The organism is Streptomyces hydrogenans (assembly GCF_014656075.1).
GTDB lineage: Bacteria > Actinomycetota > Actinomycetes > Streptomycetales > Streptomycetaceae > Streptomyces > Streptomyces hydrogenans.
Genome location: NZ_BNBS01000018.1, coordinates 1 through 26013, shown reverse-complemented (window position 1 = coordinate 26013; position 26013 = coordinate 1). Strand labels below are relative to the sequence as shown.

Sequence of the window (26013 nt, the reverse complement as noted above, 5' to 3'; positions counted from 1 at the left end):
GGGAAAAAGCACGTAGTTCATTGTCCCACGCCGGTACGCATACCAGTCCCGGGCGAATCCTCCGAGGCTCGCCGCAGAGCCTTCGGAGGATCGCACGAGAGTTTTCGGCCGACGGGCCCTGGGGCCCGTCCAGGGGCGGTCAGACGCGCGCGCCGGCCCCCACCGGCAGCTCCTCGGGCAGGAAGCCGGAGGTGCGCGCCGCCTCCTCCAGGGTGGGGAACGGGACGCCGCGCCGGTGGGCCCGGCGGGCGAAGATGCCCGCGTCCAGGAGGCTGTCCGGCGTCCCCGCGTCCATCCAGGTGGTGTCGGGACCCACCGGGACCAGCCGGGCCCTGCCCTCGGCGAGGAAGCGCCGGTTGAGATCGGTGATCTCCAGCTCCCCGCGGGCCGAGGGGGTCAGCCCGGCCGCGTACCGCACGGCCTCGTTGTCGTAGAGGTAGAGGCCGGTGACGGCGAGGTCGCTGCGAGGGACCGCGGGCTTCTCCTCCAGGTCGAGGAGGCTGCCGTCCGGGGCCAGCGCGGCGACCCCGTAGCGGTGCGGGTCGGGGACGCGGCTGCCGAAGAGGGTGCAGCCGTCCAGGCCCGCGATCTCGCGGCGCATCAGCTCCGGCAGCCCGGGGGCGTGGAAGACGTTGTCGCCGAGGACCAGGGCGACGCGCCGGCCGCCGATGAAGTCCGCGGCGACCAGCAGGGCGTCGGCGAGCCCGCGCGGCACGGTCTGCACCGCGTACGAGATCCGCACGCCGAGGTGGCCGCCGTCGCCGAGGAGGGCGCGGTAGCCGGGCAGGTGACCGGGGCCGGTGACGACCAGGATGTCGCCGATGCCGGCGGCGATCAGGACGGACAGCGGGTAGTGGATCAGCGGGCGGTCGTAGACCGGCAGCAGCTGCTTGGACGTGACGACGGTGAGCGGGTACAGGCGGCTGCCGGAGCCGCCGGCCAGGACGACGCCGCACATGTCGGAGGGGGGGTTCGGCCCGAGGCCGCCGCGACCGTTCACGAGGCGCCCACGGTGTCCGCCGGGGCGGAGCGCAGCGGCTCCCACCAGGAGCGGTTCTCGGCGTACCACCGGGTGGTGGCGGCCAGCCCCTCGGCGAGGTCCCAGCGCGGGCGGTAGCCCAGCTCGTCGCGGATCTTGCTCCAGTCCAGGGCGTAGCGGCGGTCGTGGCCCTTGCGGTCCTCGACGTACTCGATGCGCTCCGGGCCCGCGCCGAAGAGGCCGAGGAGCCGCTCGGTGAGGGCGAGGTTGGTCAGTCCGGTGCCGCCGCCGATGTTGTAGACCTCGCCGGCCCGGCCGTGTTCGAGGACGAGCTGGACGCCGCGGCAGTGGTCGTCGACGTGCAGCCAGTCGCGGATGTTGAGCCCGTCCCCGTAGAGCGGGACCGAGCGGCCCTCCAGGAGGCGGGTGACGAAGAGCGGGACGATCTTCTCGGGGAACTGGTACGGCCCGTAGTTGTTGGTGCACCGGGTGACCCGGACGTCCAGGCCGTGGGTGCGGTGGCAGGCGAGCGCGACCAGGTCGCTGGCCGCCTTGGACGCCGCGTAGGGCGAGTTGGGGCGCAGCGGGTGGTCCTCGTCGGCGCTGCCGGTGGCCAGGGAGCCGTAGGTCTCGTCGGTGGAGACGTGCACGAAGACGCCGACGCCGTGGCGGTGGGCGGCCTCCGCGAGGGTCTGGGTGCCCTGGACGTTGGTGCGGACGAAGGCGGCGCCGTCGGCGATCGAGCGGTCGACGTGGGACTCGGCGGCGAAGTGCACCACCGCGTCCTGGCCGCGCATCGCACGGTCGACGGCCTCCGGGTCCTCGACCCGGCCGTGGATCACCCGCAGCCGGGGATCGCCCCGGTAGGGGTCGAGGTTCTCGGGGCGGCCGGCGTAGGTGAACGCGTCGAGGACGGTCACCTGTGCGTCCGCGGCCCCGGGGTACTCACCTCCCAGCACTCCTCGGACGTACCGGGAGCCGATGAACCCCGCTCCCCCCGTGACCAGAATGCGCATCGGAATCGACGTTCCTTTCCTCAGGGTTCGGACGGTCCTGAACCAGCTGACCGCTCGGGAAGACCCACCGCTGGTAGGCCCAGTAGCGGAAGACGGTGCCCAGGGCGACGCCGACGACGTTGGCGGAGACGTTCTTGGCCGTCAGCGACTCGAGACCGAGCACGTAGACGGTGAAGCCCAGGCAGAGCAGCGAGGCACCGGCCGCGAGGGCGTTCGTCAGGACGAACAGCCCGAACTCCCGGGTCCGTCCCCGGCGGGGGCGGTCGTCGAAGGTCCAGTGCCGGTTGGCGGCGAAGGAGAAGGTGGTGGCGGCCAGGACCGACAGCACCTTCCCGGTGAGGTGGCCGCCGTCGCCGAGCAGCCACCACAGGAGGTTGGCGCCGCCCGCGTCGATGACGAAGGCGGTGCCGCCGACGGCGGCGAACCGGGCCACCTCGCCCAGCCGGCCGGGCAGCCGCCCGGTGAGCCGGTGGCGGCGGGCCGGCCGGGTCCGTAACCCGGTCGCCGGACGGCCCGCCTCGGCGGTCGCCATCAGGCGCTCAGCCGGGCGGTGGCCCGGTCGCCGAGGACGAGCTGGTGGCCGTCGGTCCGCTCCGGACGGCGGACCACCCGGGCGTCCCGGCCGATCACGGAGTCCCGCAGGCCGTGCACGCCGGACACCCAGGCGCCGTCGAACAGGACCGTGCCGTGCACGGAGGCGTCCTGGACGACGCAGTCCGGGCCGATCGAGACGTCGGGGCCGATGACGCTGTCCGCGACCACGGCGTTGTGGCCGATGACGACGGGTCCGGTGATCCGGCAGCGGGTGACGTCCGCGCCGGGCGCGACGACCACCGGCCCGCTGATGTGCGTGGCCTCGTCGACGGTGCCCTCGATCAGGGTCCGCCGGCCGGACAGCAGGTACCGGTTGCAGGCCAGCAGCCCTTCGGGGCGGGACGCGTCGCCGCAGTAGCCGCGGGCGGTGTGGCCGCGCACCTCGTAGCCGTGCTCGCCCAGCCACAGCAGGGCGTCGGTGAACTCCAGGGTCCGGCGCCACGAGGGCCGCAGCGCGGACACCGCCTGGTGGACGGCGGGCGTGAAGACGCAGAGGCCGGTCATGGTCCCGGCGCCCGGGCCGCCGGGGCCCTCCGCCGGGTCCAGGACGCGCGGCGCGGCACCGGGCGGGCCGGGCTCCATGCTGCCGAGCCGGGAGAGGGCGTCGAGGTCCACCGGGCCGTCGCCGCCGGCGTCGACCATCACCAGCGCGTCCGCGCGGCCCGCCCGGAAGTCCTCGACGAGGGCGGGCAGCGCGCCGTGCGAGACGGTGTGGCCCGGGTGGAGCAGGAAGTCGTCGTCGCCCAGCCAGCCCCGGGCGTCGATGACCGCGTGCGCGAGGCCGCGGCGCATCGGCTGGTGCAGGTAGGTGATCCGGACGCCGAACCGGTGGCCGTCGCCGAGGGACCGGTGGACGGCTCCCCCGTCGGGTCCGGTGACCACGCCGACGTCGGTGACGCCGGCCGCGGCGATCTCCCGCAGCGAGTGGTGGAGCAGGGGTTCGTTGGCCAGCGGCACCAGCTGGGTGGGGGTGCCGGCGGTCACCGGCCGCAGACCGCGGCTGCTGTGACCGGCCGTCACGAGCGCTTTCATCGTCATCGGGGCTGACTCCTCATCCGGCGGGGGTGGGGACGGGGCCGGGCGTGGCGGCGTCCGCGCCGGGGACGGCGTCGCCCGGCAGGCCCTCGAAGACCGTGTAGTGGCCGTCGGGGTGGGCGCGGTCCTGGAAGGCGCGCATCGGGGACCGGTACGCCTTGTGGTCGGGTCCGGACTCCCACGCCTCGTACGCGGCCCGGCCGGTCCAGCTCATGACCAGGACCCAGGCGTCCGGGGCCGCCGTCTGCCGCAGCAGCGAGAGACCGGTGAGGCCGGGGGTGCCGGCCAGGTCCCGGCGGGAGACGGCGTAGGCGGCGCGCAGGGCGTCCGCGTCGGCGGTGCGGTGGCGGACGTGGACCTGAAGCGGGGCGGGCGGGGCGGCCGGGGACGCCCCGGTCGGCGCGGCGGGGCCGGCGGGCTCGGTACTCATCGGGATCTCCTCTCCTGCTGCCAGAGGCGCAGCACGGCGCGCCGTACCAGGGCGCGGGGCAGGGCGGTGGCGAGCCCGGCCTTGAGCCGGTAGTCGCGGCCGGGTACGCACAGCGGGCGGCCCGCCTCGACGGCGGCGAGCGCGTCGCGGACGACGTCGAGCGGGTCGAGGTTCCGGCCGAGCCGGCCCTTGGTGCCGGAGCCCTGGTGCAGTCCGGTGCGGACCGAGCCGGGGCAGACGGCGGTGACGTGCACGCCCAGGTGGGCGGTCTCGCAGTGGACGTTCTCGCTGAAGGCGGTGAGGAACGCCTTGGAGGCGCCGTAGACCGCGCCGCGCGGGACGGGCAGGAAGCCGGTCATCGACGAGACGTTGACGATGCGTCCGTCGCCGCGCCGGGTCATGGCGCGGGCCGCGGCGGCGGTGAGCCGGACGGCCGCCTGGACGTCGAGGTCGACGAGGGCGGCCTGGTCGTCGGGGTCCTGGTCGGCGAGCGGGGCGATCCGGCCGAGGACGCCCGCGTTGTTGACCAGGAGCCCCACCTCGGTGGGTCCTCCGGCGAGCCGGCGGGTGACCTCGGCGAGCTGCTCGGGCCGGGTCAGGTCGGCGGGCAGCACCTCCGCCACGACGCCGTGCGCGGTGGTGAGTTCGCCGGCCAGGGCGTGCAGCCGGTCGGCGCGGCGGGCCACCAGGACCAGGTCCTGGCCGCGGGCGGCGAGCTCGCGGGCGAAGACCTCGCCGAGCCCGCTGGAGGCGCCGGTGACGAGCGCGGTACGGCGGTGCATGGCGGTTCCCCTCAGCTCCAGGCGGTCGTCAGCGCGGCCAGGTTGACGAACAGGCCGAGCACGCACAGGGAGCTGCGGACGGCGTTCCAGCGCTGCCAGTCGCGGCGCGGGTCGACGTCCTCCCAGTCGTCGGGCATGGACTCCGGCGTCAGGGTGACGACCCAGCGGTTGATCGGCACGGTCTTGGTCACCGACACCGTCATCACGCTCAGCAGGACCACGGCCGCCACGCCGTACAGGGTGCGGGCGGTGCCGGTGGGGGCGGTGAAGGCGAGCACGATGTCGATGAGGGCGCTGGCGGCCAGCGTCACCGGCATGAAGGGGTCGTAACGGGTCGCCAGGAAGCGGTGGGCGTGGACGTAGCCCTGGGGCGGCAGCGACATGAGCAGCGGGACGCCGCCCAGCACGGTGCCGGCGAAGACGCCGGCGGCGACGCCGTTGCCCGCCAGGACCAGGGCCATCAGCAGTTCGGTCACGGGGTTTCTCCTCCTCGGTCGGCCACAGCGTCCGGGGCGCTGCTCGACGAGGGGTCGAGGGGCGTTGGGGTCGGCGCTGGAGGGTGCCTGGACCGGCGCGCGAGGCGGCTGCGACAGGGTGCGGGCCTACATGCCGGGGCGCGGGCCCGTCCCGTCCCGGCCCTGCCGGAAGGAAGTCGGTACCGACCGTGTTCACACAGATCCTGGGGGGCGTCACCCTGCTGGGCACCGGGCTCGTCGCGGGCGTGTTCTTCGCCGTCGCGGTGAGCGTGCTGCCCACCCTCTTCGCGCTGAAGCCGGACGACTACGTGGTGACCCACCAGCTGCTGGGCAAGGGCTACCACCCGTACATGCCGATCATCGTGACGGCGGCGCTGCTGGCCGACGTGGCGCTGGTCGTGACGGCGCCGACCACCGGGCTGCGGCTGCTGTTCGCGGCCTCCGCGCTGCTGCTGGTCGGCGTGCAGGTGGTGTCGCAGTTCGGCAACGTGCCCATCAACAAGGTGGTGGCCACCATGCGGCCGGGCGCGCTCGGCGCCGACTGGCCGGACCCGAGGCCGCGCTGGCGGCAGTGGCACGTGCTGCGCACCTCGTGCGCCTTCGGCGCGCTGGGTCTGACCTCGGCGGCCGCGGTCCTGCTGCCGTAGCGCGGCCCGCCCCTCCGCCCCCGCTCCTCTCCCCCGCTTCCCTCGACTGCCCCGTTTCCCTTGTCATCCCTTTCCGGAGGTTCTCCGCATGTCCTTCGTCGCCGTGGGCGCGCGTCTCGCGCCCGACGCCGTCCGCCGGTTCGCCGCGGCTCCCCCGCCGCCGTCACCGCTGCTCGACGCGGACGGCCCGGTGCTGTCCGCCGCCGTCTTCGTCCGCGAGGAGCTGCTGATCCTCGCCTTCCACCTGCGCGAGGAGTACGACGACCCGGCCGCCGTACTGGCCGGGCTGCCCGAGGTGGCGCGCTGGGCGGAGCACGTCGCGCCGTTCCTGGAGACGCCCTGGGACCCGTCCGCCGGATTCGCGGAGGCGCTCCGCGAGCGGCTGATGCGCCGGGTGCAGCAGCGCGTGGTGAACGCGGTGCCGGCCGCCCTGTCGGCGATCCACTACCCGGTGCGGCCGGGCGCCGCCGACGAGCTCACCACGATCTTCACCGCCGTCCGGCCGCAGGCCACGCCGATGCTCCGCGACGAGCAGGGCGACACCAGCGGCAGCCTGCACGGGGTCGCGGTCTTCGTGACCGGCCCCCACATGGTGCGCGTCGTCGCCTACGACGGCGAGGTCGCCGACGTCGCCCGCTACATGGCGCACCGGCCGGGCCGGCCGCAGATCGAGGCCCGGCTGACGCCCTACCTGGAGGAGTACGGCGACACCAGCACCCCCGAGGGCTTCGTGGCCGTCTTCGAGCGGCGGTCCATGGAGCGGCGCGCCCTGTCCGTGCCGGTGGGCGCCGGGTCGGCGCCCGCTCCCGCCGCGGCCGTCCGCCCGTGACCGGGCGGATCCTGATCGCGGGGGCCGGGCCGAGCGGTCTGCTGTGCGCCGTCGAACTGGCGGCGCGCGGCGTCCCCTGCCGGGTGGTGGACCGGCGGCCCGGCCCGGCGGGCGGCTCGCGCTGCCCCACGCTGTGGCAGCGCACCCTGCGGGTGCTGGACGCGGCGGGGGTGTCCGTCGAGGCGCTGCGCCGGGCGGGCACGGCGCTGGAGCGCAAGCGGTTCCTGATCGCGGGCGCCGACGCGGAGGTCGACCTGCGGTCCGGGGACGGTCCGTTCGCGGCGCCGCTGCTGATCCGCCAGGAAGACCTGGAACGACTGCTCCTGGAACGGCTGCGCGCCCTCGGCGGCGCCGTGGAGTACGGGGTGGAGCTCCTGGAGGTCCGCCGGAACGACGGCGGGGCGTCCCGGCACGGTGCCGGGGCCCCCGCCGTCGTCGTGCTCCGGGGCCCCGACGGGGTCGAGGAGGCCCCGGTGGACCGGGTGGTGTGCGCGACCGGCGCGGCCGGCCGGGTGGCCGGGGTGACCGGTCCGGCCGACGTGGCGCCGGTCGGCATGCGCTGGCTGCTCGCCGACGTGTCGGTGGCCCCGGAGGACACGCCCGCGCCCGGCGTCGAGCACATCCTGCGCGACCACACGGGCCACGGCGGCCTGGTGCCCCTGCCGGGCGGCGGCCACCGGCTCTTCCTGGCCCTGCCGGACGACCCGGCCGGGGCGGACCGGCAGCCGACGCCGGCCGAGGTCGTCGAGGCCGCCCGGCGCTCGGTCGGGGTGCGCCTGACCGGCGAGCCCGGGGCAATCTGGGCGGTGCGGCCGCGGAGTTGGGTGGCCGACGCCTTCGTGGACGGCCCGGTGGTGCTGCTGGGCGACGCCGCCCGGTCCTTCCCGATGCCGGTGCACGGACTCAACACGGGCCTCCAGGAGGCCGCCGAGCTCGGCTGGAAGCTGGCCGCCGCGGCCTCGCTCCCGGCCGCGGCCGGGACGGAACTGCTCGCGACCTACGACGCCGAGCGGCGGACGGCCGCGGAGCGGATCCGGGAGCGGGCCGAGCGGGTGCTCGGCTACGGCTCGACGGTGCCCCTGGAGGTCATCCGCGACCGGCTGCTGGCCCGCGTCTTCGAGCTGCGCACGGAGCCGGAGACGGTGCACGCCCCGGGTCCGCTCACGGCGGCCGGCGGCGCGCTCGCGGGCCACCGGGTGCCGGAGGGCGCCGGCCGCGCCGCGGGTCCCGGCTGGTACGTCGCCCTGCTGCCCGGCACCGGCCCGGCCCGGCCGGGCCGTCCGGGCGCGGAGGCGGGCCGGGCGGCGGCCGCGGTCGCCGCGCGGTTCGGGCTGCCGCTGGTGGCCTGCCCCGCCGTACCCGCCGCCGAGGCCGCCGGCGCCGCGCCCGCCCCGGAGGGCGTACCGGACGCGGGGGCCCGGCTGTTGCTGGTCCGCCCGGACGGGCACGTCTCCTTCGACGGTTCGCCGGCCGAGCCGGCGGTCCTGGAACGGCACCTCCAGAGCGTGCGCCGCTTCCTGTGAGCCGGTCCGCCCGTGCGCGCGCGGGCGGACCGACGGGAAGGCGGAGAGGCCGGAGAGCGCACGAGCACCACAAGGGCCTGGCCCCGGTTCTCCTTCTCGGAGACCGGGGCCAGGCCCTTGTGGTGCGGTGGACGGTCAGTACGCGGCGCGCACCCGGTAGATCCCGAACGGGACGCTCATCCGGGTGTCCCGGAAGGGGCGCAGCGGCGAGGTGCTGTCCTGGTGCGAGGCACCGCGCTCCCAGGCGTGGAACGCCTCCTCGTCGCGCCAGCGGCTCAGCACGAGGAACCCCTGGGGGTCGGGCAGGGAGTGCAGGAGCTCGTTGCCGAGCATCCCGTCGACCTTCGCCATCTCCAGGCTCACCTGGTGGTAGGCGGCCTCGACGCCCTGCTCGTCCGTCGTCGCGTGGTAGACGAGCACGCGCACCTCGCCGGCCGGGGCGACGCTCAACGCGCCGCCTCCCAGTCGGCGTGCGTGGCGTGCTCGCCGGACGGGTCGACCCGGGCGGTGACCTGCATCGTCACCATGGAGCCCTGGCTGCGGAACGGGTGCAGCTGCTGGCGGTGCTCCAGGTGGCGGTCGCTGGTCTCGAAGAGCCGGAAGCTCGGCTCGTCGGTCCAGTCGCTGACGATGTAGTAGACGTTCTCCTCGTCCGTGGCGCGGGCGAGGGTCTGGCCCAGGCTGGCGGGGTGCGAGGTGACCGAGTCGCCGATGGCGAGCCAGACCTTCTCGAAGTCCTCGGTCATGCCCGGCCGGATCTCCATGCGGAGCATGACGCGGTACGGGCCCGTGGTCGCGGCGTCGGACGTCGCGGGGGCGATGGTGTCGGTGGTCGCGGTCATCAGGAGATACCCCCGTCGACGTTCAGGGTGGCGCCGGTCACGTAGGAGGAGAGCGGGCTGGCCAGGAAGAGGATGGCCTGGCCGACCTCGGTCGGGGTGCCGAGCCGGCCGAGGGCCGTCTTGGCCTCGTAGCGCTCGCGCATCTGGGTGCGGACGTCGTCCGGGAGGGCCGCCATGGCCTCGGTCTCGATGACGCCGAGGGCGACCACGTTGACGCGGATGCCGCGCGGGCCGAGCTCCTTGGCGAGCGAGCGGGTCAGGCCTATGAGGGCGGCCTTGGAGGCGGTGTAGTGGGCGCGGGTCGGGATGCCGACCTCGGCGGACTTGGAGCCGATCGAGACGATCGACGAGCCCTCGTGCAGCAGCGGCAGGGCGTGCTGGACGATCAGGTACGAGGCCGTCACGTTGGTGTCGATGACCCGGTGCCACTCGTCGAGCGCCAGCTCGCCGAAGGGGATGTGGCTGATCGCGCCGGCGTTGTTGACGACGAGGTCGAGGCGGCCGAGGCGGGTGGCGCACTCGGCGAGGAGGCCCTCGATCTCGGCGGGGTCGGTGAGGTCGGCGCGCAGCACGTGGTGGTCGCCGCCGATCTCCTTGAGCTCGACGCGGAGCGACTCGACGGCCTCGCTCTCCTGCCGGTAGCAGGTGACGACGTCGACGCCGGCGCGGGCGAGGGCGAGCACGATGCCGCGGCCGACGCCGCGGCTGCCGCCGGTGACGAGAGCCTTGCGGCCGTTCAGGCTGAGGTCCATGGTGGTGGGTCCTTCGGTTCAGGAGGCTGCCGCGAGCGCGGCCGCCTCGACCTTCTGCTTGATGAGCGCCATCTGGCCGGCGCTGTTGGTGTTGAGGCGGTTCGTCATGGCCTCGTCGTCGATCGGGGCCTGGGGCTTCATCTCGAAGTCCTGCACCCAGCGCATCCGCACGCCGCCCGGCACCTCGGTGTACTCCCAGAAGAGGGACATGTACTTGAAGACGCCGGTCTCGACGCGGTGGGCGCGGACGGTGCGGCTCGCGGCGTCCGCGGTCCGCTCGGAGACCCAGCTCCAGACCGTGCCGTTCTCGTCCGGGTGGAGGGCGAGCCGGAAGCGGACGGTGTCGCCCTCGCGGGCGAGGATGTCGGCGGAGGCGTACTCGCTGAACAGCGAGGGCCAGTTCGCGACGTCGTTGGTCAGCTCCCAGACGGTCTCCAGGGGCGCGTCGATGAGGATCGCGTTGTCGGTGTGGCCGGCCATGTCACGCCCCCGCCGGGGTCAGGCTGCCGTTGACGTAGGCGATCACGGCCGCCGGGGAGAGCAGGTCGTGGGCCGCCTCCTCGGGGATCGAGATGCCGGTCACCCGCTCGATCCGGCCGAACAGTTCGAGGACGGCGAGCGAGTCGTAGCCCAGGTCCTCGAAGCCCCGCTCGGCGGCGTCGGCGTCGAGCACCACGCCGTCGTCGACGCCCGCGGCCTCGATCATCATCGTGTACAGGTCGTTCAGTTCGAGACTGCTCACAGCTGTCCGTCCTTCCGGGAGCGGGTGAGGGGGTGGGTGAGCCGCCGGCTCATGCCGAGCCGACGACGAGGGCGGAGACGAAGCCGCCGTGGCCGCGGGCGACCACGAGGGCGTGGCGCAGCGGGAGTTCGCGGGGCCGGTCCACGACCAGGTCGAGGGCGTAGTCCGGGTCGGGGCGCGCCGTGCCGGCGGTGTGCGGGACGATGCCGTCCCGCAGCGCCAGCAGGGCGGTGGCGACGTCGAGCGGGGCGCCGCCGCCGTAGAGCCGCCCGGTGAGCGACTTCGGGGCGGTGACCGGGACGCCGCGCGGGCCGAAGACCTCGGCGAGCGCGCGGGCCTCGTCGGCGTCCCGCTCCGGGGTGCCCGCGCCGTCGGCGAAGACGACGTCGACGTCACGGGGGGCGAGACCGGCGTCGGCGAGGGCGCGGCGGATGACTCCGGCGAGGACCGGCGGCCGGTTCGGCGCCTCGGTCCTGCCCTCGGTGCGGGCCGCGTCGTCGTACGGGTCGAAGCCGGCCGCCCAGCCCTCGACGGCGCCCCAGGAGCGGGTACGGCCGCGGGCGCGGGCCGCCTCCTCGGTCTCGGTGACGAGGATCGCGCCGCCCTCCCCCGGCACGTGCCCGGGGGCGTCGGTGGCGAAGGGGGTGTAGGCGCGGGCCGGGTCGTCGAGGGTCGACAGCCGGCCGTCGGCCAGCTGCGCCACGACGCCGTACGGGCAGAGCGAGGAGTCGGTGCCGCCGGTCACCACGAGCCGCGAGCCGGTGCGCAGCAGACGGCGGGCCTGGGCGATGGCGTCCAGGCCGCCGGCCTGCTCGGCGCAGACGACGCCGCAGGGGCCGCGCATGCCGTGCCGGATGGAGATCTGGCCGGTGGTGGCGGCGTAGAACCAGGCGATGGACTGGTAGGCGCCGACCCAGGAGGGGCCCTGCCGGTACAGGTTCTCCATCTCGTTCTGGCCGAAGGCGGTGCCGCCGGAGGAGCTGGAGGTGACCACGGCCATCTCGTACTCGTCCAGTTCGGCCGGGTCGGCCCCGGCGTCCGCGAGGGCGGCGTCGGTGGCGACCAGCGCCAGGTGGGTCCAGCGGTCGGTCTGCGGGACGACCCGGCCCGGGACGCGGCCCCGGGCCTCGAAGCCCGCGACCTCCCCGGCGACGGTGACGGGGTAGCCGGTCGGGTCGAAGGCGGTGATGCGGCCGAGTCCGGACTTGCCGGCCAGCACGGCCTGCCAGTGGTCCTCGACGGTCGGGCCCGTGGGGGCGACGATGCCGAGTCCGGTGACGAGGATCCGCCCGCCGGGGCGGTCGACGGTGCTCACGCCGCCTCCTGGAGGGTGCGGGTGAGGACCATCGCGCTCTGGAAGCCGCCGAATCCGCTGCCGACGGTCAGGACGGTGTCCATGACGTGGTCGCGGGCGACGAGCGGCACGTAGTCCAGGTCGCACTCGGGGTCGCGGTGGTGGAGGTTGGCCGTCGGCGGGACGACCTGCCGCTGGAGCGCCAGGGCGCAGGCGGCGATCTCCAGGGAGCCGATGGCGCCGAGCGAGTGCCCGATCATCGACTTGATGGAGGAGACCGGCACCTCGTGGGCGCGGGCCCCGAGGCTCCGCTTGAAGGCGGCGGTCTCGTGCCGGTCGTTCTGCTTGGTGCCGGAGCCGTGGGCGTTGATGTAGTCGACCGCCGACGGGTCGAGCCGGGCCCGGTCGAGGGCGAGCGAGATCGCCTCGGCCATCTCGCGGCCGTCCGGCTTGAGTCCGGTCATGTGGTACGCGTTGCTGCGGTTGGCGAAGCCCGACACCTCGGCGTAGATCCGGGCGCCGCGGGCCAGCGCCGACTCCTCGGACTCCAGCACCATGACCGCCGCGCCCTCGCCCAGGACGAAGCCGTCCCGACGGGCGTCGAAGGGGCGCGAGGCGTGGCCGGCCTCGTCGTTGTTCGGCGAGGTGGCCTTGATCGCGTCGAAGCAGGCGCTGGTGATGGGCGAGATGGGGGCGTCCGTGGCGCCGGCCAGGACGATGTCCGCGGAGCCCTCCTCGATGAGCTGGGCACCGTGCGCGACGGCGTCGATCCCGGAGGTGCAGCCGGTGGAGACGAGGGCGACCGGGCCTTCGGCGCCGGCCGTCCTGGCCACCTCCACGGCCAGGGTGCTGGGCACCATGTGGCCGTAGAGGTGGGGAACGCCGTAGCGGTGGTCGACGTGGTGCAGCCGGCCGTCGTCGGAGAGCACGCGGTACTCCTCCTCCAGACCGGTGGTGCACCCGACGGCGCTGCCCAGGCTCACCGAGAGGCGGCCGGGGTCGACGCCGCCGATGTCCAGACCGCTGTCGGCGAGTGCCTCGCGCGCCGAGACCACCGCGAACTGGCCGGCCCGGTCCATCCGCCGGATCTCCTGCGGGGACAGGCCGGCCGCCACCGCGTCGAAGTCGACCTCGGCGGCGATCCTGGAGCGGAACGCGCTGGCGTCGAAGAGGCTGATCGGCCGGGTGGCGGTGCGGCCCGAGGACAGCAGGTCCCAGAACGCCTCACGGCCCACCGCCGCGGGGGCGACGACGCCGATGCCGGTGATGACGGCGCGCCGGGTCATCGCGTCCCGCCCACGTCCGGGTTGGCGGCGCCCGGGTTCAGCGGCTCCTCGGTGTCGACGTGGCCGAGCTCGGGCCGGGGAGCGAGCGGGGAGAGGTGGAAGACGAGGTGCGCCTTCTCGGTCCCGGTGTTGACGAGGCGGTGCCGGACGTCGATCGGCACCATGAGGGAGTCGCCGGGGCCGAGCGCGACCTTGCGGTCGTCCAGCGCGATCTCCAGCTCGCCGGTGACGACGTGCAGGAACTCCTCGGAGTACGGGTGGTAGTGCTCGGTGATCCACTCACCGGGCTCCAGCCACAGCACACCGCCGAAGCCGGAACCGCAGCCGGTGGTCTTGGGGCTGAGCGTGACCCGGATGTCGCCGCCGCGCTTGGTGTTCGGGGCGGCGTCCGTGACGTTGATCTTCGCGGGCAGTGCGGTCGTCATCGCTGTACACCCTCCTGCGGGGTCCACGTGTAGAAGGCGGACGCCATGGCGTCCTTGGGCTCCTGCCAGTTCGGGTCGTACGGCGAGACCAGCTTGGCGAGGCGGGTGTTGATGTCGTCGTACAGCGGGTGGCTGCGGGCCTTGTACAGGTTCGGCGTGATGTCCTGGTCGGCCTCGACGAGGTGGAAGTAGAGGTCGTGGAAGGAGAAGAGGGTCCGCCGGGAGACCCCGATCATGTGGGGCAGGTCCGTGGAGTCGGACTCGGCGAACACGTCGCCGATCTCGCCGGTGGTGTCACCGGCGAGTCGGGCGACGATGAGAGTGCGGTGCAACGCGAGCCTCCTGGGTGGGTGGTCGTCGGTGGTGGCAACCGTCGCAAGGGGGTCTGGAGGACGGCTCGAAGGTCCCTGGACGCCGCGCTGGAGCCGCGGCTGAGTCCCGGCCGAGCGTCACAGCGGACGGCAGTCCAGCAGGGTGCGGTCCGGGCCCGTCAGCGAGAAGACCAGGTCGCAGGGGCCTCCGACGGCGCCGGCCACGTCGAGCGCGGCGCGGGCGCAGTCGAGGGCGGCGGCCGGGGAGAGGACCGGGCGGCCGCGCAGCCGGGGCGGCACGCCGACGGTCCCGGTGCCGCCGGGCATGGCGGCGGTGGCGGTGGGCTTGAGGGTGACCCGGTAGTCCTCGGGCGGCTGTCCGTCGCGCACGGTGCAGGTGTCGAAGTGCAGCCCGTCGCCCAGGGGTTCGGCCAGTCCCCAGCACATGCGCAGCCGTACGGTGCGCGCGTCGGGGAGGGTGTGGGCGAGGACGGTGGCCTCGGCGGGCACGAAGCGCTGGGCTGCGACGACGCAGCGGCTCCCGGCGGGCGCGTGCCGGTCGACCCGGCCGGCCAGCTCGGCGACCGCGGCCTCCACGGTCGTGCGGGAGAGGTTGTTGAAGGTGGGGCCGAGGCGCTGGGCGGTGCCGTCGGGCCCGACGAGCCAGCCGCGTACGGAGACGGGCACGGGGGCGCCGCAGCGCCGGCCGTCGAGCGGGGGCAGGGTCCAGTCGCGGGGTTCGAGCGCCGTCCAGCGGGTGACGGCGGCGGCCGCCGCGCGGCTCGCCGCGGCGAGCGCGGCGCGCAGCCGGCCGGCGTCGGCCCCCTGGCCCCGGGAGGCGGCGAGCTGCGCCCACCGGGGGGCGTACGGCCCGGCGGGCGCTTCGCGGGGCGGGACCTGCGGGCCGCCGGGGCGGTCCGGGCGGTGCTCTTCCATGTGGTGCGGCTCCCCTCGTCCAGGCGTGCCGACCGGCGCTGCCGCCGGTGCCCGTCCAGTAGGGGGGAGCGCGGTGGAAGGGGCGTCAGGCGGCGGACGGAAGCGGATCCATCCGTTCTCCAGCCGGACTCGACCGGCGGGGGCGATCATGGCCCGGGCGCCGACCGCCGAGGCGTCCTCCGAAGCCCTGTAGGAGAGCGACCTTGACCGCCGTAGACCTGGGCCGGCTTCAGTTCGCGCTGACCGCGTTCCTTCATTTCTCTTTCGTCGTGGTGACGTTGGGCCTGGCGCCCTTCCTCGCCTACATCAACAGCCGGGCGGTGTTCACCCGGAAACCGGCCCTGCGCCCGGTCTTCGACCGGATGACCCGCTTCTGGGGTCAGGTGTACGTCATCAACTACGCGCTGGGCATCGTCACCGGCCTGGTGATGGAGTTCCAGTTCGGGCTGAGCTGGACCGGCCTGTCCCGGCTGACCGGCGACGTGTTCGGCACGACCCTGGCGATGGAGACGATCGTCGCCTTCTTCGTCGAGTCCACCTTCCTCGGCCTGTGGATCTTCGGCTGGCACCTGCTGCCGCGCTGGGCCCACATGCTGTCGTTCTACGTCGTGACGGCCACCGCCTACGCCTCCGCGTACTGGATCATGGTCACCAACGGGTTCCTCCAGAACCCGGTCGGCTTCGCCAAGCGCGAGGACGGCACCATGTACCTGACCGACCTGGGCGCGCTGCTGACCAACGACGGCGCGCTGCCCGCCCTCTACCACCTGACCGCCGCCTCGATCGGCGTCGGCGGCTTCCTGATCGCCGGCGCGAGCGCCTGGCACTTCCTGCGCGGCACCACCGACCCCGAGGTCTTCCGGCGCTCGCTGCACGGCGGCGTCGCGCTCGGCATCGGCGGCGTCTGGATGGCCGTCCTGAACGGTTTCCCGCAGCTGTCCTTCGTCGGCGACCAGGAGGGCAAGTCGGCCGCGATCAACGGCGACGCCGAGGCGCTGGCCGCGTACCAGGCCGAGATGACCAAGCTCCTCGGGCCGGGGGACTGGGCTCCGCCGGAGTGGCTGAGCACCGCCTTCTCGACCATGCAGATGGCCGGCTACCTGGCCTGGACGATCGGCGTCGTCGCCGCCTTCTTCTTCATCCGCCGCCGCATCGAGCGGACGAGGACGATGCTGCGCGTCCTGGTGTGGACGATCCCGCTGCCGTTCGTGGCCGTGCTCTGCGGCTGGCTGATCCGGGAGATGGGCCGTCAGCCGTGGGCCGTCTACGGCGAGGTCGCCGTGAAGGACGCCCTGTCGGACGTCTCGGCCGGCGGGATGCTGTTCTCGCTGATCGCCTTCGTCACCGTCTTCGCGGCACTGGCCGTCGTGGACTGGGTGCTGATCGCCCGCACCGTCCGGCGCGGCACCGGCCGGATGTTCCTGGGCCTGACCCTCGCCGACGACCCGGCGGGCACCGGCCGGGACACCGAGGGCGGCGCGGCGGACGGAGACCCGGACGGATCCGCGCGGCGGACCGCCGCGCGCGACGACGCGCTCTCCCCCCTGCCCCCGCTGTGACCCCCGGCCCCGACCCGCGCGCGGCCCGGCCGCACCGCCCCGGAAACAAGAAGGAATGACGATGGACGTCCTCTGGCTCTGCGTGCTCGGGCTCATGCTCGGCGGATGGTTCGTGCTCGACGGCTTCGTGATCGGCACCGGCATGCTCCTGCGCCGCGTCGCCCACACCCCGGACGAGCGCCGGACCGTGATGGCCGCCGTCGGCCCCTACTTCCTGGCCGGCGAGGTCTGGCTGGTGGTCTCGGCGGGCGTGCTCATCGCCGCCTACCCGGACCTGGAGAAGAGCGCCTTCACCGCCTTCCGGCCGGTCCTGGTGGTGCTGGTCTGCTGCTGGGTGCTGCGCAGCGCCTCGATCTGGTTCCGCGCCCGGCGTCCCGAGGAGGCGACCCAGCGCCGCTGGGAGCGGCTCCTGGCCGGCGCCTCGGCGGGCTTCGCCGCCTGCTGGGGCCTGGTCCTGGGCAATCTGGCGCAGGGGCTGCCGGCCGTGTCCGGCCAGGTCTCCTTCGGCACCCTCTTCGGCGTCCTGCCGCTGCTCGGCGCGGTCGCCATGGTGGCGCTGCTCGCGCTGCACGGTGCCGCGTTCACCGCGGCCCGCACCACCGGCGAGCCGTCCCGGCGGGCCGCCGCCGAGGCCAGGCGGCTGGCGCTGCCGGCGGCCGGGCTGCTGCTGGCCGCCGCGGTGGCGGGCGTGCCCTTCGCCGACGGGGTGACCTCGCCGGTGGTCGGGCTGCTCCTCGTCGTCGCCGGGGCGGTCGCCGCGTTCTTCGCGGGTTCGCTGTCCGGCCGGGTCGCGCACGGTCCCGGCTTCGCGCTCGGCGCGCTCGCCGCCCCCGCTCCCCTGCTGGCGGTCGGCGCGGGTGCGGCGTCGGCGCTGACCGAGCTGGCCGCCCCGGCCGACGTCCTCGACCCGCTGTCCTCGCTGCTGCTGCCCGCGCTGGCCGTGGTGCTGCTGGCGCAGGGCTGGGTGCTGTGGCTGTTCCGCCGCAAGGTCGACCAGCGGAGCGTCGCCTTCTTCTGACCGGGCCACGCCCGAGTCCCGCTCGGGCCACGCCCCGACCGTACGCCGTCCCGGACCCCTCTCGGGCCGCCCCGCGCCCAGTGCGAGGGGCGGCCCTCGTCGTTCCCGCGCGGCCGCCGCGGGCCGGTGCAGGCGCCGCCGCGCTCACGCGTTCCCGCCCCACCGCGCTCACGCGCTCACGCGCCTTCGTGGCGCGCGTTCCCCCTGCTCCCCCACTCCTTTGCTCCCTTGCTCTCACGCCCGACCGTTCCCCGTGTTCGTCCCACTCCGAGGAGAGTTGATCCATGGCCAGGTACGCGATGTTCCCGTCCCCGATGGCGGGACACGTCAACCCGACCCTTCCGATGGCCGCCGAGCTGATCGGCCGCGGCCACCACGTGACGTACCACCTGCCGGAGGAGTTCCGGGCCCAGGTCGAGTCCGTGGGCGCCCGGCTGTCGCCGATACGGCTGCGCGAGGCGCACGGCTACCGCCGGGAGCCCGACCCGGTGGCGCGCTTCGCCAAGGTCCCGATGTGGCTGGCGGCCGAGGCGGAGGACGTCCTGCCGCAGGTCCTGGCGGCGGTCGACGAGGACCGGCCGGACGCGGTGCTCTACGACATGACGTGCGTGTGGGGCCGGCTGCTGGCCAGGCTGCGGCCCGGCCCGGCGGCGATGGTGGTCGGCAGCTACGTCGGCAACGAGCACTTCTCGCCGGTGCGCACCCGGCACTACGCGGCGATGAAGGACCACCTGGCGTCCGGCTTCCGGGAGACCGGCGAGGTCATCGCGCGGATCAACGCCCGTCACGGCCTCGACGTCCGCCCGCAGGACCTGTTCGCCCGGGACGAGCAGGTCGTGCTCGTCGTCATGCCCCGCGCCTTCCACCCGGCCGGCGAGACCTTCGGCGAGCCGTTCCGGTTCATCGGCGCCTCGCTCCGCGAGGAGGCCGCGGGCACGGTCTGCCCGCCCGTCCCGCACGGCCGCCGGCTCGCCTACGTCTCCTTCGGCACCGTGGTGGAGCTGACGGACGCGGTGCTGGCGGCGCTCCGGGAGGCGTTCTCCGGAGCCGGCTGGCAGGTGCTGCTGGCCACCGGCGAGCGTGAGGTGCCGGCCGCCGCGCTCCCCGACCACTTCGTCGTGCGCAAGTCGGTGCCGCAGCTGGAGGTGCTGCGCCGGGCGGACGTGTTCGTCACCCACGGCGGCACCAACAGCGTGATGGAGGCCCTGGTGCACGAGGTGCCGATGGTGGTCGCGGCCCGCGCGCCGGAGCACGCCATCACGGCCGACCAGGTGGAGCTCCTGGGCCTCGGCACCCGGGTCGACCCGGACACCCTCGACGCGGAGGGCCTGCGGACGGCGGTGGAGACCGCGGCCGCCGACCCGGCGGTGCGCCGGGCGCTCGCGGAGCTGGGCCGGTCGCCCGGTGCCGTCGGCGTCGCCGCCGCGGCCGCCGCCGAGCTGGAGAAGCTGGTCGTGGGCTGAGCCCCCGGGCGCACGACGAAAGGTCCCGGCCCCCTCTCCAGGAGAGGGGGCCGGGACCTTTTCGGGTGCCGGTACGGGGGTCAGCTCACCCGGCGCACCTCGTACGAGGCCCAGATCCCGCCGCCGACCGCGAGCAGGGCGCTGGCCAGCAGGACGGCGATGATCCAGCCGGCGCTGGGCTCACCGAGCGACAGTCCGCGGGCCGCCTCCACGGCCTGGGTCAGCGGATTGGCCGTGGCCACCGCGCGGGCGGCGGCCGGGAGCCCGGCCAGCGGCACGAACGCGCTGGACACGAAGGCCAGCGGGAAGATCACCACCATGCCGATGGTCTGGAGCAGTTCGGGATTGCGCACCCGCGCGCCGAGGCCGAGGAAGACCCAGGAGAGCCCCCAGCTGACGATCAGGGCGACCAGCAGCGCGGCGAAGGCCCCCAGCGGGCCGCCGGCCGGCCGGTAGCCGAAGAGCGCCACGCCCACCAGCACCAGGACCACCAGCTGGAGCCCGTTGCGGACGGCGGCGTACAGGCTGCGGGCGGCGAGCAGGGCGAGCAGGTCGACCGGCATCGTGCGCAGCCGGCCCACCAGCCCCTCGCGGAGGTCGTCGGCGAGCGCCACCCCGGCCCAGACGGTGGCCTGGGCGGTGCTCGTGACGAGGATCGCGGGGAGCAGGTAGTCGATGTAGCGGACGCCCTGCGGGAAGTACGGGGAGTCGGCGAGGGTGCGGAACATCTGGCTGAACAGCGCCAACATGATCAACGGCTGGATGACGCTGACCACCAGCATCCGCGGGTCCCGCAGCGAGCGCAGCAGCCGCCCGGTGAGCACGGCCACCTGGGTCAGGAGCGAGGAGCCCGTCCAGAGCGGGGCGGTCCGGCGCCCCGCGGGGGCGTGGCCGACGACGGCGGTGGGGGTGGTCATGCCGGTGCGGCCTCCTTCAGTGGCGCGGGCTTCCCGGACGCGTCGGGCGCGGCCGGGGGGCGTGCGTCCGGGCCGACCAGAGCCAGGTACACGTCGTCGAGCGAGGGCTCGTGGAGGGTGAGGCCGTCCGGGGCGATCCCGGCCGCGTCCAGGGCCCGTACCAGGGCGAAGAACTCGGTGGTGTCGCCGATCGGGGCGGTGATCCGGCCGTCCTCGGCGACCGGCCGCAGCCCGGCCCGGCGCACCGCCTCCACGGCCTCGGGCAGCTCGTGGGGGCGGGAGAGGGTCAGGGTGGCGGTGCGGTGGCCGAGTTCGGCCTTGAGCGCGGCGGCCGTGCCGGCCGCCACGACCGAGCCCTTGGAGAGCACCGTCACGAGGTCGGCGAGGCGGTCGGCCTCCTCCAGGTACTGCGTGGTGAGCAGGACGGTCGTGCCGTCCCTGGTGAGGTCGTCCACCAGGTCCCACAGGGCCTGCCGGGCGGCCGGGTCGAGGCCGGTGGTGGGCTCGTCGAGGAAGACGACCTCGGGGTGGCCGAGGAGGCTGCACGCCAGGTCGAGCCGGCGGCGCATGCCGCCGGAGTAGGTACGGGCCCGGCGGCCGGCGGCCTCGGTGAGCCCGAAGGCGTGCAGCAGCTCCTCGGCCCGGGAGCGGGCCTCGGCCCGGCCGGCGCCGAGCAGCCGGGCCACCAGGACCAGGTTCTCGGTGCCGGTGAGCCGGTCGTCGACGCCGGCGAACTGGCCGGTGACGCCGATCCGGTGCCGTACGGCCGCCGCCTCCCGCACCACGTCGAGTCCGGCCACCCGGGCGCTGCCCGAGGTGGGGGGCAGGACGGTGGTGAGGGTGCGGACGAGGGTGGTCTTGCCCGCGCCGTTGTGGCCGAGCAGGCCCAGCACCCCGCCGCGGGGCACCTCCAGGGTGACGCCGTCCAGCGCGGGACGGCCGTCGAAGGTCACGCCGAGGCCGTCGGCCTCGATCATCAGGTCGGTGCTCACACCCGCTCCTCCCGGGCCTTCTTCCGGGTCCGCTCCCCCCGGGGCTTCTGCTCCACGAGCGCGGGGCGCGGCGCGCCGGCCACCGGGTCCACCGAGGGACGCCGGGCCGCCGCGCGCAGGGCCAGGGCGCCCAGCAGGAGCAGGACCAGGCCGCCGCTGACGACGCTGGAGGCCAGCAGCTGCTGCCCCGGGCCGAGTTCGAGCGAGCCGACGTGCGTCCACAGGTCGTCGTCGTCCCTCACCCCGATGTTGGCGAGGAAGTAGACCTTGCCGTGCAGCAGCAGGGTGACGACGACGGCGACCGTGACGCGCTTCCAGGAGCCGCGCGCCCAGGTGTAGACGAGCAGGGTGGCAGGGAACGCCCAGACCCAGTGGTGCGTCCAGGCCAGCGGGGTGACCAGCGGGATGACGACGCCGATGGCGCACAGCGCCTCCAGCGTCAGGCCGCGCCGGTGCAGGCCGACGGCGAGCGCGAGGCCGCCGATGGCCACCAGGGCGGCGGAGGCCAGCCACAGCGGGTCGGAGTCGAGCCCGACGGCCCGGGTGACGACGCCGCGCAGCGACTGGTTGAGGACGTTGCTGGGGAACTCGTGCACCCGCTCCGAGGCCCACAGGACCTCCGTCCAGTACCGCCAGGCGGAGTGCGGCAGGGTGGCGAAGCCGACGGCCACGGTGGCGAGGAAGGTGCCGGTGGCGACGGCGGCGGTGCGGTACTGGCGGGTCAGGAAGAGGTGGACGATGAACAGCGCCGGCACCACCTTCACCGCGGCGGCCAGACCGGTGCCGACACCGCGCCAGCGGGCGGCCCTGCCCGTGTCGCCCGGGTCGCGGAAGAGGTCCCACAGGACCAGGCCCATCAGCAGCAGGTTGACCTGGCCGGCCGAGAAGTCGTGCTGGAGCGCGTCGAAGACGAGCGACAGCAGGAAGGCCCAGACCGCGGCGAGCGTCAGTCGGCGGCGCAGCGGGGTGCCCCGGCGGCCCAGGTACCAGAAGATCAGGAGCTGGAGGCAGAGCATCTTGGCGACGTACCAGACGCCGGCCGCGAGCCACTGCGGCACCACGGCGAAGGGGATGAACAGATAGGCCGCGAACGGCGGGTAGTTGAAGGGCGGGTCGGCGTCGTACAGCTCGCCGCCGCCCAGCATCTGGTCGGTGGCGTCGAGGTAGATGTCCAGGTCGACGAGGAAGTACTCGGCGAGCTGGGGCTGGAGCACGTAACTGGTGGTGGCGTGCCAGGCCAGCTTGAGGAGGGCGACGCCCAGCATGACGCCGAGCACCAGCCCGGCGCGTCCGGCGAACCGGCCGCCGCCTGCCGCGCCACCCCCTCCCTTGCCGCTCTGCACGCCCTCGTCGGTGATGACCGCGGTCACGTCGGCTCCCCTTTCCGTTTTCCGTATCCGGTTCTGGCCTGGTCGGTGTCTGGTGGTGCGGTGGTGTCTGTCGTGCGGTGTCGTGTGGTGGATCCGTGCCGTCGAGCGGTGGATCCGTCGTGTCGTGCGGTGGACCCGTGCCGTCGAGCGGTGGATCCGTGGTGCCGTCGTGCTGTCACCCCCGACCGTCGCAGCGGCGCCTCGGCAGCCCCTGGAAGATCGCTGGAACCCGGGTCGGGCGCGGTCCCGTCCCGGAACCGGACGGGCGGCCCGCGCGTCGGCCGGGGCCGCTCAGCCGCGGCGCCAGCCGGAGGCGTCCGTGCCGCCGCGGAGGGTCGCGACCCGGCGGGCGAACTCCGCGCGCGCGGCCGGGTCGTGGGGCGTGTCGCGCAGCAGCGCGGTCGTCATGGCCGTCAGGCGCAGGCGCAGCAGGACGTCGAAGCCGGGCCACGCCACCACGTCGAAGCCCACCGCGCGGACCGCCCGCCGGTAGTCGTCCTCGCCGAGCCAGCCGAAGCCGCGGCAGGGGATGCCGAAGGCGGTGGCGAGGTCCCACTCGCGCGGCCCGTGGGCGACGTGCTCCAGATCGATCAGGATCGCCGAACCGTCCGCGGCCCGGAGGTAGTTGCCCTTGTGCGCGTCCCCGTGCACGGGCCCGGCGGGCAGCTCGGGGCGCAGCGCGGCGGTCTCCTCGCGCAGCTCCGTCACCCGCTGCCGCAGGAACTCCAGATCGGCCTCCGGCACGGGGGCGCCACCCGCCTGCGCCAGATGGCCGGCCACCTCGGCGACCGGGTCGAGCGCGGGCAGCGGCGGCGCGTCCTCGGCGGGCAGCTCGTGCAGGCCTCGCAGGGCCTCGGCGAGCGCGGGGAAGGGCGCCGTGCCGCCGTGGTCCGGCAGCTCGCGCCAGAAGGTGACGACCCGGCCGTCGAGGAGGGACGGTCCCGGTACGTCGGGGAGCGCCCGTACGGCGGGGAAGCCGACCCGCTCCAGCCAGCGGGCCACGGCCAGTTCGCGGCGGGCGCGGGGCAGCGCGGCGGCCCGGGAGACCCGGACCACGACCGGCCGTCCGGCCAGCGCGAAGACGGCGTTCTCGCCGAGCCGCAGCAGGCGGGCGCCGGCCGGTTCCAGCCCGGCCGCCGCGCAGGCGGCGCGCAGCGTGGCACGGGCCGCCGCCTCGGTGAGCCCGGCGGTGGGAGTGGAGGCGGTGGTGGTGGTGGCTTGGCTGGTCGTCATGTGTCTCTCCCCGGTGGTACGGGCGGGCCCCGCGCGTGGGGCGGCAGCCTGCCCGGGGGCGCTGGACGCGGCGTGGAGGCGTGCTGGGGGCGGGGGCGGCGGTACGGGGCGGGTGCGGGACCGGGGACGAGGACGGCGGTACGCGTACGGGGGCGGGACGGCGGTACGCGTACGGGACGGGCGGCGGGACCGGTGCGGGGCGGGTGCGGCCGGCGGGGCGGCGCGTGGGGTTCCGGTCCGGCACGGGGCGCTCAAGCGACGCTGGGGCCGCGCTCGACCCGGGGGCGCGAGAGTGGCCGCACTATGCATAAAGGACTGCTCGGGGCGGTGCGTTCCGCCCCCATCGTGCTGCGCCACCTCTCCCTCTGCCTGGCCGCCGCGGCCCTCGCCGGGCTGCTCGTGCTCGTCCAGGCGGAGCTCCTCGCGGGCCTGCTCTCCGGGCGGCACGCGGAGGCCGTGTGGGCCGTGCTCGCCGGTGTCGTCGCCGTCCGGGCCGTGCTCGGCTGGGGGCAGTCGGCCGCCGCCGCGCGCACCGCGTCCGCGGTGAAGAACGGGCTGCGGGACCGGCTGGCGGCGCGGCTGGCCCGCCCGGGCGCGGCGGCCCGGAGCGAGGAGCGCTCGGGCGAGCTGGTGGCGCTGTCCGGGCGGGGCCTGGACGCGCTCGACGCGTACCTCACGGGCTACCTCCCGGCGGCGGCCGTGGCCGCGGTCGTGCCGCTGGCCGTGCTGATCCGGCTGGCGGGCGCCGACTGGACGAGCGCGCTCGTGGTCCTGATGACACTGCCGCTGATCCCGCTCTTCGGGGCGCTGGTCGGCATGCACACCAAGGCGACCACGGAGCGGCAGCTGCGCGAGATGACCCGGCTGGGCGGGCACTTCCTCGACGTGGTGCGCGGGCTGCCGACGCTGCGGGCCTTCGGCCGGGTCCGGCACCAGGCCGAGGTGATCGGCCGGATGGCGGACGGGCACCGGACGGCGACCATGCGGGCGCTGCGCGTCGCCTTCCTCTCCTCCCTGGTCCTGGAGCTGGCGGCGTCCCTGTCGCTGGCTCTGGTCGCCGTGCCGGTCGGCCTGCGGCTGATGTCGGGCACGCTCGACCTGTCGACGGCGCTCCTCGTGCTGCTGCTGGCCCCCGAGGCGTATCTGCCGCTGCGCCGGCTCGGCGCCCAGTTCCACGCGGCGATGGAGGGCGTGACGGCGGCGGACGCGGTGTTCGAGGTCCTGGACCGCGAGGACGAGGACGGTGCCGGGACCGCGAAGAGGGCGCCGGAGCGCACCACGGACGGCGCCGCGCCAGCCGTCTCCCTCCTGGGGGTGACGGTCCGTCATCACATGGCCGGGCCAGCCGTGTTGGACGGCCTGGACCTGGAGATCGCCCCCGGCGAGCGGGTCGCGCTCGTCGGCGAGAGCGGTGCCGGGAAGAGCACCCTGCTGCGCCTGCTCATGGGCTTCGTGACGCCCGAGCGGGGGACCGTGCGCCTGGCCGGCGGGGAACGCCCGCTGTACGTGCCGCAGCGGCCCCATCTCTTCGCGGGCACGGTGGCGGACAACGTACGGCTGGGGGCGCCGGACGCGAGCGAGGCGGAAGTGCGGGCGGCGGTCCGCGCCGCGCAGGCGGAGGAGTTCCTGGACCGGCTGCCGGAGGGCCACCGGACGCGGCTCGGCGAGGGCGGCACCGAACTGTCCGCCGGGCAGCGCCAACGCGTCGCCCTCGCGCGGGCGTTCTGCGCCGCGCCCGCCGGTCTCGTGCTCCTGGACGAGCCCACGGCACGGCTCGGCGCCGGGACGGAACGGGCCGTGGTCGCCGCCGCCCGCGCGCTCACCGCCGGCCGCACCGCGGTGATCGTGGCGCACCGTCCGGCGATGATCGCCCTCGCCGACCGCGTGATCCGGCTCCACGAGGGCCGCGTGGTCTCCGACACCCGCACGACGGCCGCACCGCACGAGCGTCCGCGCCCGGCGGGGGCCGCACGGTGAACGACCCCCAGGACCCCACTTCCACCCCCGCTCCCACCCCCACTCCCCTCACGATCCCGACGACGGAGGCCCGCGGCATGGCACGGACGAGGAAGCCCGGCGCGTCGGACGCCGGATACCGGGGGCGTACCGTCTGGGCGGTGGTCTGCGGGGCGCTCGCCACCTGGACCGGGCTCGGGCTGACCGCTGCGGCGGCCTGGCTGATCACACGGGCGGCCGGGCAGCCGCCGCTGTCCGCGCTCAGCGTGGCGATCGTCGCCGTCCGCGCCTGCGCCACGCTCAAGGGCGTGTTCCGGTACAGCGAGCGGCTGGCCGGACACGACGTGGCGCTGCGGGCCCAGGCCGCCGAGCGCGGGCGGCTCTTCGCGGCGCTGGCCCCCGCCGGGCCGGTCCGCCGCGGCGGCGACCTGCTGAGCCGGATGGTCAGCGACAGCGACGCCGTGCAGGACCTGCTGGTGCGGTGTCTGCTCCCGGCGGTGGGCGCGGCGGCGGGCGAGACCGGGGCGCTGGCCGTCGCGGTGTGGCTGCTGCCGGCGGCCGTGCCGCTGGTCGCGGCGGGGCTGCTGACGGCCGCGCTGCCGGTCT

Annotated in this window: 28 protein-coding genes and 1 pseudogene; 8 read left to right on the top strand and 21 right to left on the bottom strand. The window is 75.2% G+C overall.

The window, feature by feature from the left end:
• Positions 1-139 precede the first annotated feature (139 nt).
• Genes IE321_RS10565 through IE321_RS10535 form a run of 7 tightly spaced genes read right to left on the bottom strand, consistent with a single transcriptional unit; the run spans position 140 to position 5312 of the window.
• Entirely contained in the window at positions 140-1000 is an 861-nt protein-coding gene (locus tag IE321_RS10565; RefSeq protein ID WP_051841909.1) for a sugar nucleotidyltransferase, read from the bottom strand.
• Positions 997-1995 carry a dTDP-glucose 4,6-dehydratase gene (gene rfbB, locus IE321_RS10560; protein ID WP_043223673.1) on the bottom strand — a complete coding sequence of 333 codons (999 nt, stop codon included), beginning with the start codon at positions 1993-1995 and terminating at the stop codon, positions 997-999. Before rfbB ends, IE321_RS10565 begins: the two co-directional genes overlap by 4 nt.
• On the bottom strand, positions 1925-2527 hold the full coding sequence (locus IE321_RS10555) for a GtrA family protein (RefSeq protein ID WP_051841911.1): 603 nt from the start codon (positions 2525-2527) through the stop codon (positions 1925-1927). The genes rfbB and IE321_RS10555 overlap by 71 nt, the downstream gene beginning before the upstream one ends.
• The gene (locus IE321_RS10550; protein WP_051841913.1) at positions 2527-3627 is read right to left on the bottom strand and encodes a sugar phosphate nucleotidyltransferase; all 1101 of its coding nucleotides are present in this window, start codon (positions 3625-3627) and stop codon (positions 2527-2529) included. Before IE321_RS10550 ends, IE321_RS10555 begins: the two co-directional genes overlap by 1 nt.
• 13 nt (positions 3628-3640) lie before the next feature.
• Positions 3641-4054, bottom strand: coding sequence for an antibiotic biosynthesis monooxygenase family protein (locus IE321_RS10545; protein ID WP_051841914.1), 414 nt, complete (start codon positions 4052-4054; stop codon positions 3641-3643).
• Positions 4051-4836, bottom strand: a complete 786-nt coding sequence (locus tag IE321_RS10540) for an SDR family NAD(P)-dependent oxidoreductase (RefSeq protein WP_043223674.1) — start codon at positions 4834-4836, stop codon at positions 4051-4053. The genes IE321_RS10545 and IE321_RS10540 overlap by 4 nt, the downstream gene beginning before the upstream one ends.
• A gap of 11 nt (positions 4837-4847) precedes the next feature.
• Complete coding sequence (locus IE321_RS10535) at positions 4848-5312, bottom strand: anthrone oxygenase family protein (protein ID WP_226651774.1); 465 nt, start codon at positions 5310-5312, stop codon at positions 4848-4850.
• Between the two features lie 188 nt (positions 5313-5500).
• Here IE321_RS10535 and IE321_RS10530 point away from each other — a divergent pair, with 188 nt between their 5' ends.
• The 3 genes from IE321_RS10530 to IE321_RS10520 all read left to right on the top strand — a co-directional run bounded on the left by IE321_RS10530 (position 5501) and on the right by IE321_RS10520 (position 8311).
• A complete protein-coding gene (locus tag IE321_RS10530) occupies positions 5501-5959 on the top strand; it encodes an anthrone oxygenase family protein (protein WP_043223675.1) in 459 nt (152 codons plus the stop codon).
• 88 nt (positions 5960-6047) lie between these two features.
• Positions 6048-6788: a SchA/CurD-like domain-containing protein gene (locus IE321_RS10525; RefSeq protein WP_190222609.1), complete on the top strand. Its 741-nt coding sequence runs from the start codon at positions 6048-6050 to the stop codon at positions 6786-6788.
• Positions 6785-8311, top strand: a complete 1527-nt coding sequence (locus tag IE321_RS10520) for an FAD-dependent monooxygenase (RefSeq protein WP_190222608.1) — start codon at positions 6785-6787, stop codon at positions 8309-8311. Before IE321_RS10525 ends, IE321_RS10520 begins: the two co-directional genes overlap by 4 nt.
• Positions 8312-8446: 135 nt before the next feature.
• Here IE321_RS10520 and IE321_RS10515 read toward each other — a convergent pair whose 3' ends face one another.
• The 10 genes from IE321_RS10515 to IE321_RS10470 all read right to left on the bottom strand — a co-directional run bounded on the left by IE321_RS10515 (position 8447) and on the right by IE321_RS10470 (position 14899).
• The gene (locus IE321_RS10515) at positions 8447-8761 is read right to left on the bottom strand and encodes an antibiotic biosynthesis monooxygenase family protein (RefSeq protein WP_043223679.1); all 315 of its coding nucleotides are present in this window, start codon (positions 8759-8761) and stop codon (positions 8447-8449) included.
• Positions 8758-9153 (bottom strand): antibiotic biosynthesis monooxygenase family protein, encoded by a 396-nt coding sequence (locus IE321_RS10510; protein ID WP_051841916.1) that lies wholly within the window; start codon positions 9151-9153, stop codon positions 8758-8760. Before IE321_RS10510 ends, IE321_RS10515 begins: the two co-directional genes overlap by 4 nt.
• Positions 9153-9905, bottom strand: coding sequence for an SDR family NAD(P)-dependent oxidoreductase (locus tag IE321_RS10505; RefSeq protein WP_190222607.1), 753 nt, complete (start codon positions 9903-9905; stop codon positions 9153-9155). Before IE321_RS10505 ends, IE321_RS10510 begins: the two co-directional genes overlap by 1 nt.
• Positions 9906-9923: 18 nt before the next feature.
• A complete protein-coding gene (locus IE321_RS10500; protein WP_190222606.1) occupies positions 9924-10385 on the bottom strand; it encodes an SRPBCC family protein in 462 nt (153 codons plus the stop codon).
• Position 10386: 1 nt separating this feature from the next.
• Positions 10387-10647, bottom strand: coding sequence for an acyl carrier protein (locus IE321_RS10495; protein ID WP_043223687.1), 261 nt, complete (start codon positions 10645-10647; stop codon positions 10387-10389).
• Positions 10648-10696: 49 nt separating this feature from the next.
• Entirely contained in the window at positions 10697-11962 is a 1266-nt protein-coding gene (locus IE321_RS10490) for a ketosynthase chain-length factor (protein WP_190222605.1), read from the bottom strand.
• Positions 11959-13227, bottom strand: coding sequence for a beta-ketoacyl-[acyl-carrier-protein] synthase family protein (locus IE321_RS10485; protein ID WP_190222604.1), 1269 nt, complete (start codon positions 13225-13227; stop codon positions 11959-11961). Before IE321_RS10485 ends, IE321_RS10490 begins: the two co-directional genes overlap by 4 nt.
• Positions 13224-13652: a cupin domain-containing protein gene (locus tag IE321_RS10480; protein ID WP_043223693.1), complete on the bottom strand. Its 429-nt coding sequence runs from the start codon at positions 13650-13652 to the stop codon at positions 13224-13226. Before IE321_RS10480 ends, IE321_RS10485 begins: the two co-directional genes overlap by 4 nt.
• On the bottom strand, positions 13649-13984 hold the full coding sequence (locus IE321_RS10475; RefSeq protein WP_190222603.1) for a TcmI family type II polyketide cyclase: 336 nt from the start codon (positions 13982-13984) through the stop codon (positions 13649-13651). The genes IE321_RS10480 and IE321_RS10475 overlap by 4 nt, the downstream gene beginning before the upstream one ends.
• A gap of 117 nt (positions 13985-14101) precedes the next feature.
• Complete coding sequence (locus tag IE321_RS10470) at positions 14102-14899, bottom strand: hypothetical protein (protein ID WP_190222602.1); 798 nt, start codon at positions 14897-14899, stop codon at positions 14102-14104.
• Positions 14900-15102: 203 nt separating this feature from the next.
• On the opposite strand from IE321_RS10470, the gene IE321_RS10465 reads away from it, so the two are divergent.
• From IE321_RS10465 to IE321_RS10455, 3 genes are all read left to right on the top strand, one after another.
• Positions 15103-16458, top strand: coding sequence for a cytochrome ubiquinol oxidase subunit I (locus tag IE321_RS10465; protein WP_190222601.1), 1356 nt, complete (start codon positions 15103-15105; stop codon positions 16456-16458).
• A gap of 61 nt (positions 16459-16519) precedes the next feature.
• Positions 16520-17476 (top strand): cytochrome d ubiquinol oxidase subunit II, encoded by a 957-nt coding sequence (locus IE321_RS10460; protein ID WP_190222600.1) that lies wholly within the window; start codon positions 16520-16522, stop codon positions 17474-17476.
• A gap of 284 nt (positions 17477-17760) precedes the next feature.
• Positions 17761-18939 (top strand): macrolide family glycosyltransferase, encoded by a 1179-nt coding sequence (locus IE321_RS10455; protein ID WP_190222599.1) that lies wholly within the window; start codon positions 17761-17763, stop codon positions 18937-18939.
• Positions 18940-19019: 80 nt separating this feature from the next.
• Here the strand turns inward: IE321_RS10455 and IE321_RS10450 are convergent, their stop codons facing one another.
• The 4 genes from IE321_RS10450 to IE321_RS10435 form a co-directional block, all read right to left on the bottom strand.
• Positions 19020-19856, bottom strand: a complete 837-nt coding sequence (locus IE321_RS10450) for an ABC transporter permease (RefSeq protein ID WP_190222598.1) — start codon at positions 19854-19856, stop codon at positions 19020-19022.
• On the bottom strand, positions 19853-20833 hold the full coding sequence (locus IE321_RS10445) for an ATP-binding cassette domain-containing protein (protein ID WP_079021976.1): 981 nt from the start codon (positions 20831-20833) through the stop codon (positions 19853-19855). The genes IE321_RS10450 and IE321_RS10445 overlap by 4 nt, the downstream gene beginning before the upstream one ends.
• A gap of 11 nt (positions 20834-20844) precedes the next feature.
• On the bottom strand, positions 20845-22218 hold the full coding sequence (locus tag IE321_RS10440) for a glycosyltransferase 87 family protein (RefSeq protein ID WP_190222597.1): 1374 nt from the start codon (positions 22216-22218) through the stop codon (positions 20845-20847).
• A gap of 291 nt (positions 22219-22509) precedes the next feature.
• Complete coding sequence (locus IE321_RS10435; RefSeq protein ID WP_190222596.1) at positions 22510-23451, bottom strand: phosphotransferase enzyme family protein; 942 nt, start codon at positions 23449-23451, stop codon at positions 22510-22512.
• Positions 23452-23778: 327 nt separating this feature from the next.
• Between IE321_RS10435 and cydD the strand changes: the two genes are divergently transcribed.
• Entirely contained in the window at positions 23779-25428 is a 1650-nt protein-coding gene (gene cydD / locus IE321_RS10430) for a thiol reductant ABC exporter subunit CydD (RefSeq protein ID WP_229916366.1), read from the top strand.
• 77 nt (positions 25429-25505) lie between these two features.
• Positions 25506-26013, top strand: a pseudogene (locus IE321_RS10425) (thiol reductant ABC exporter subunit CydD); the annotation flags it as partial.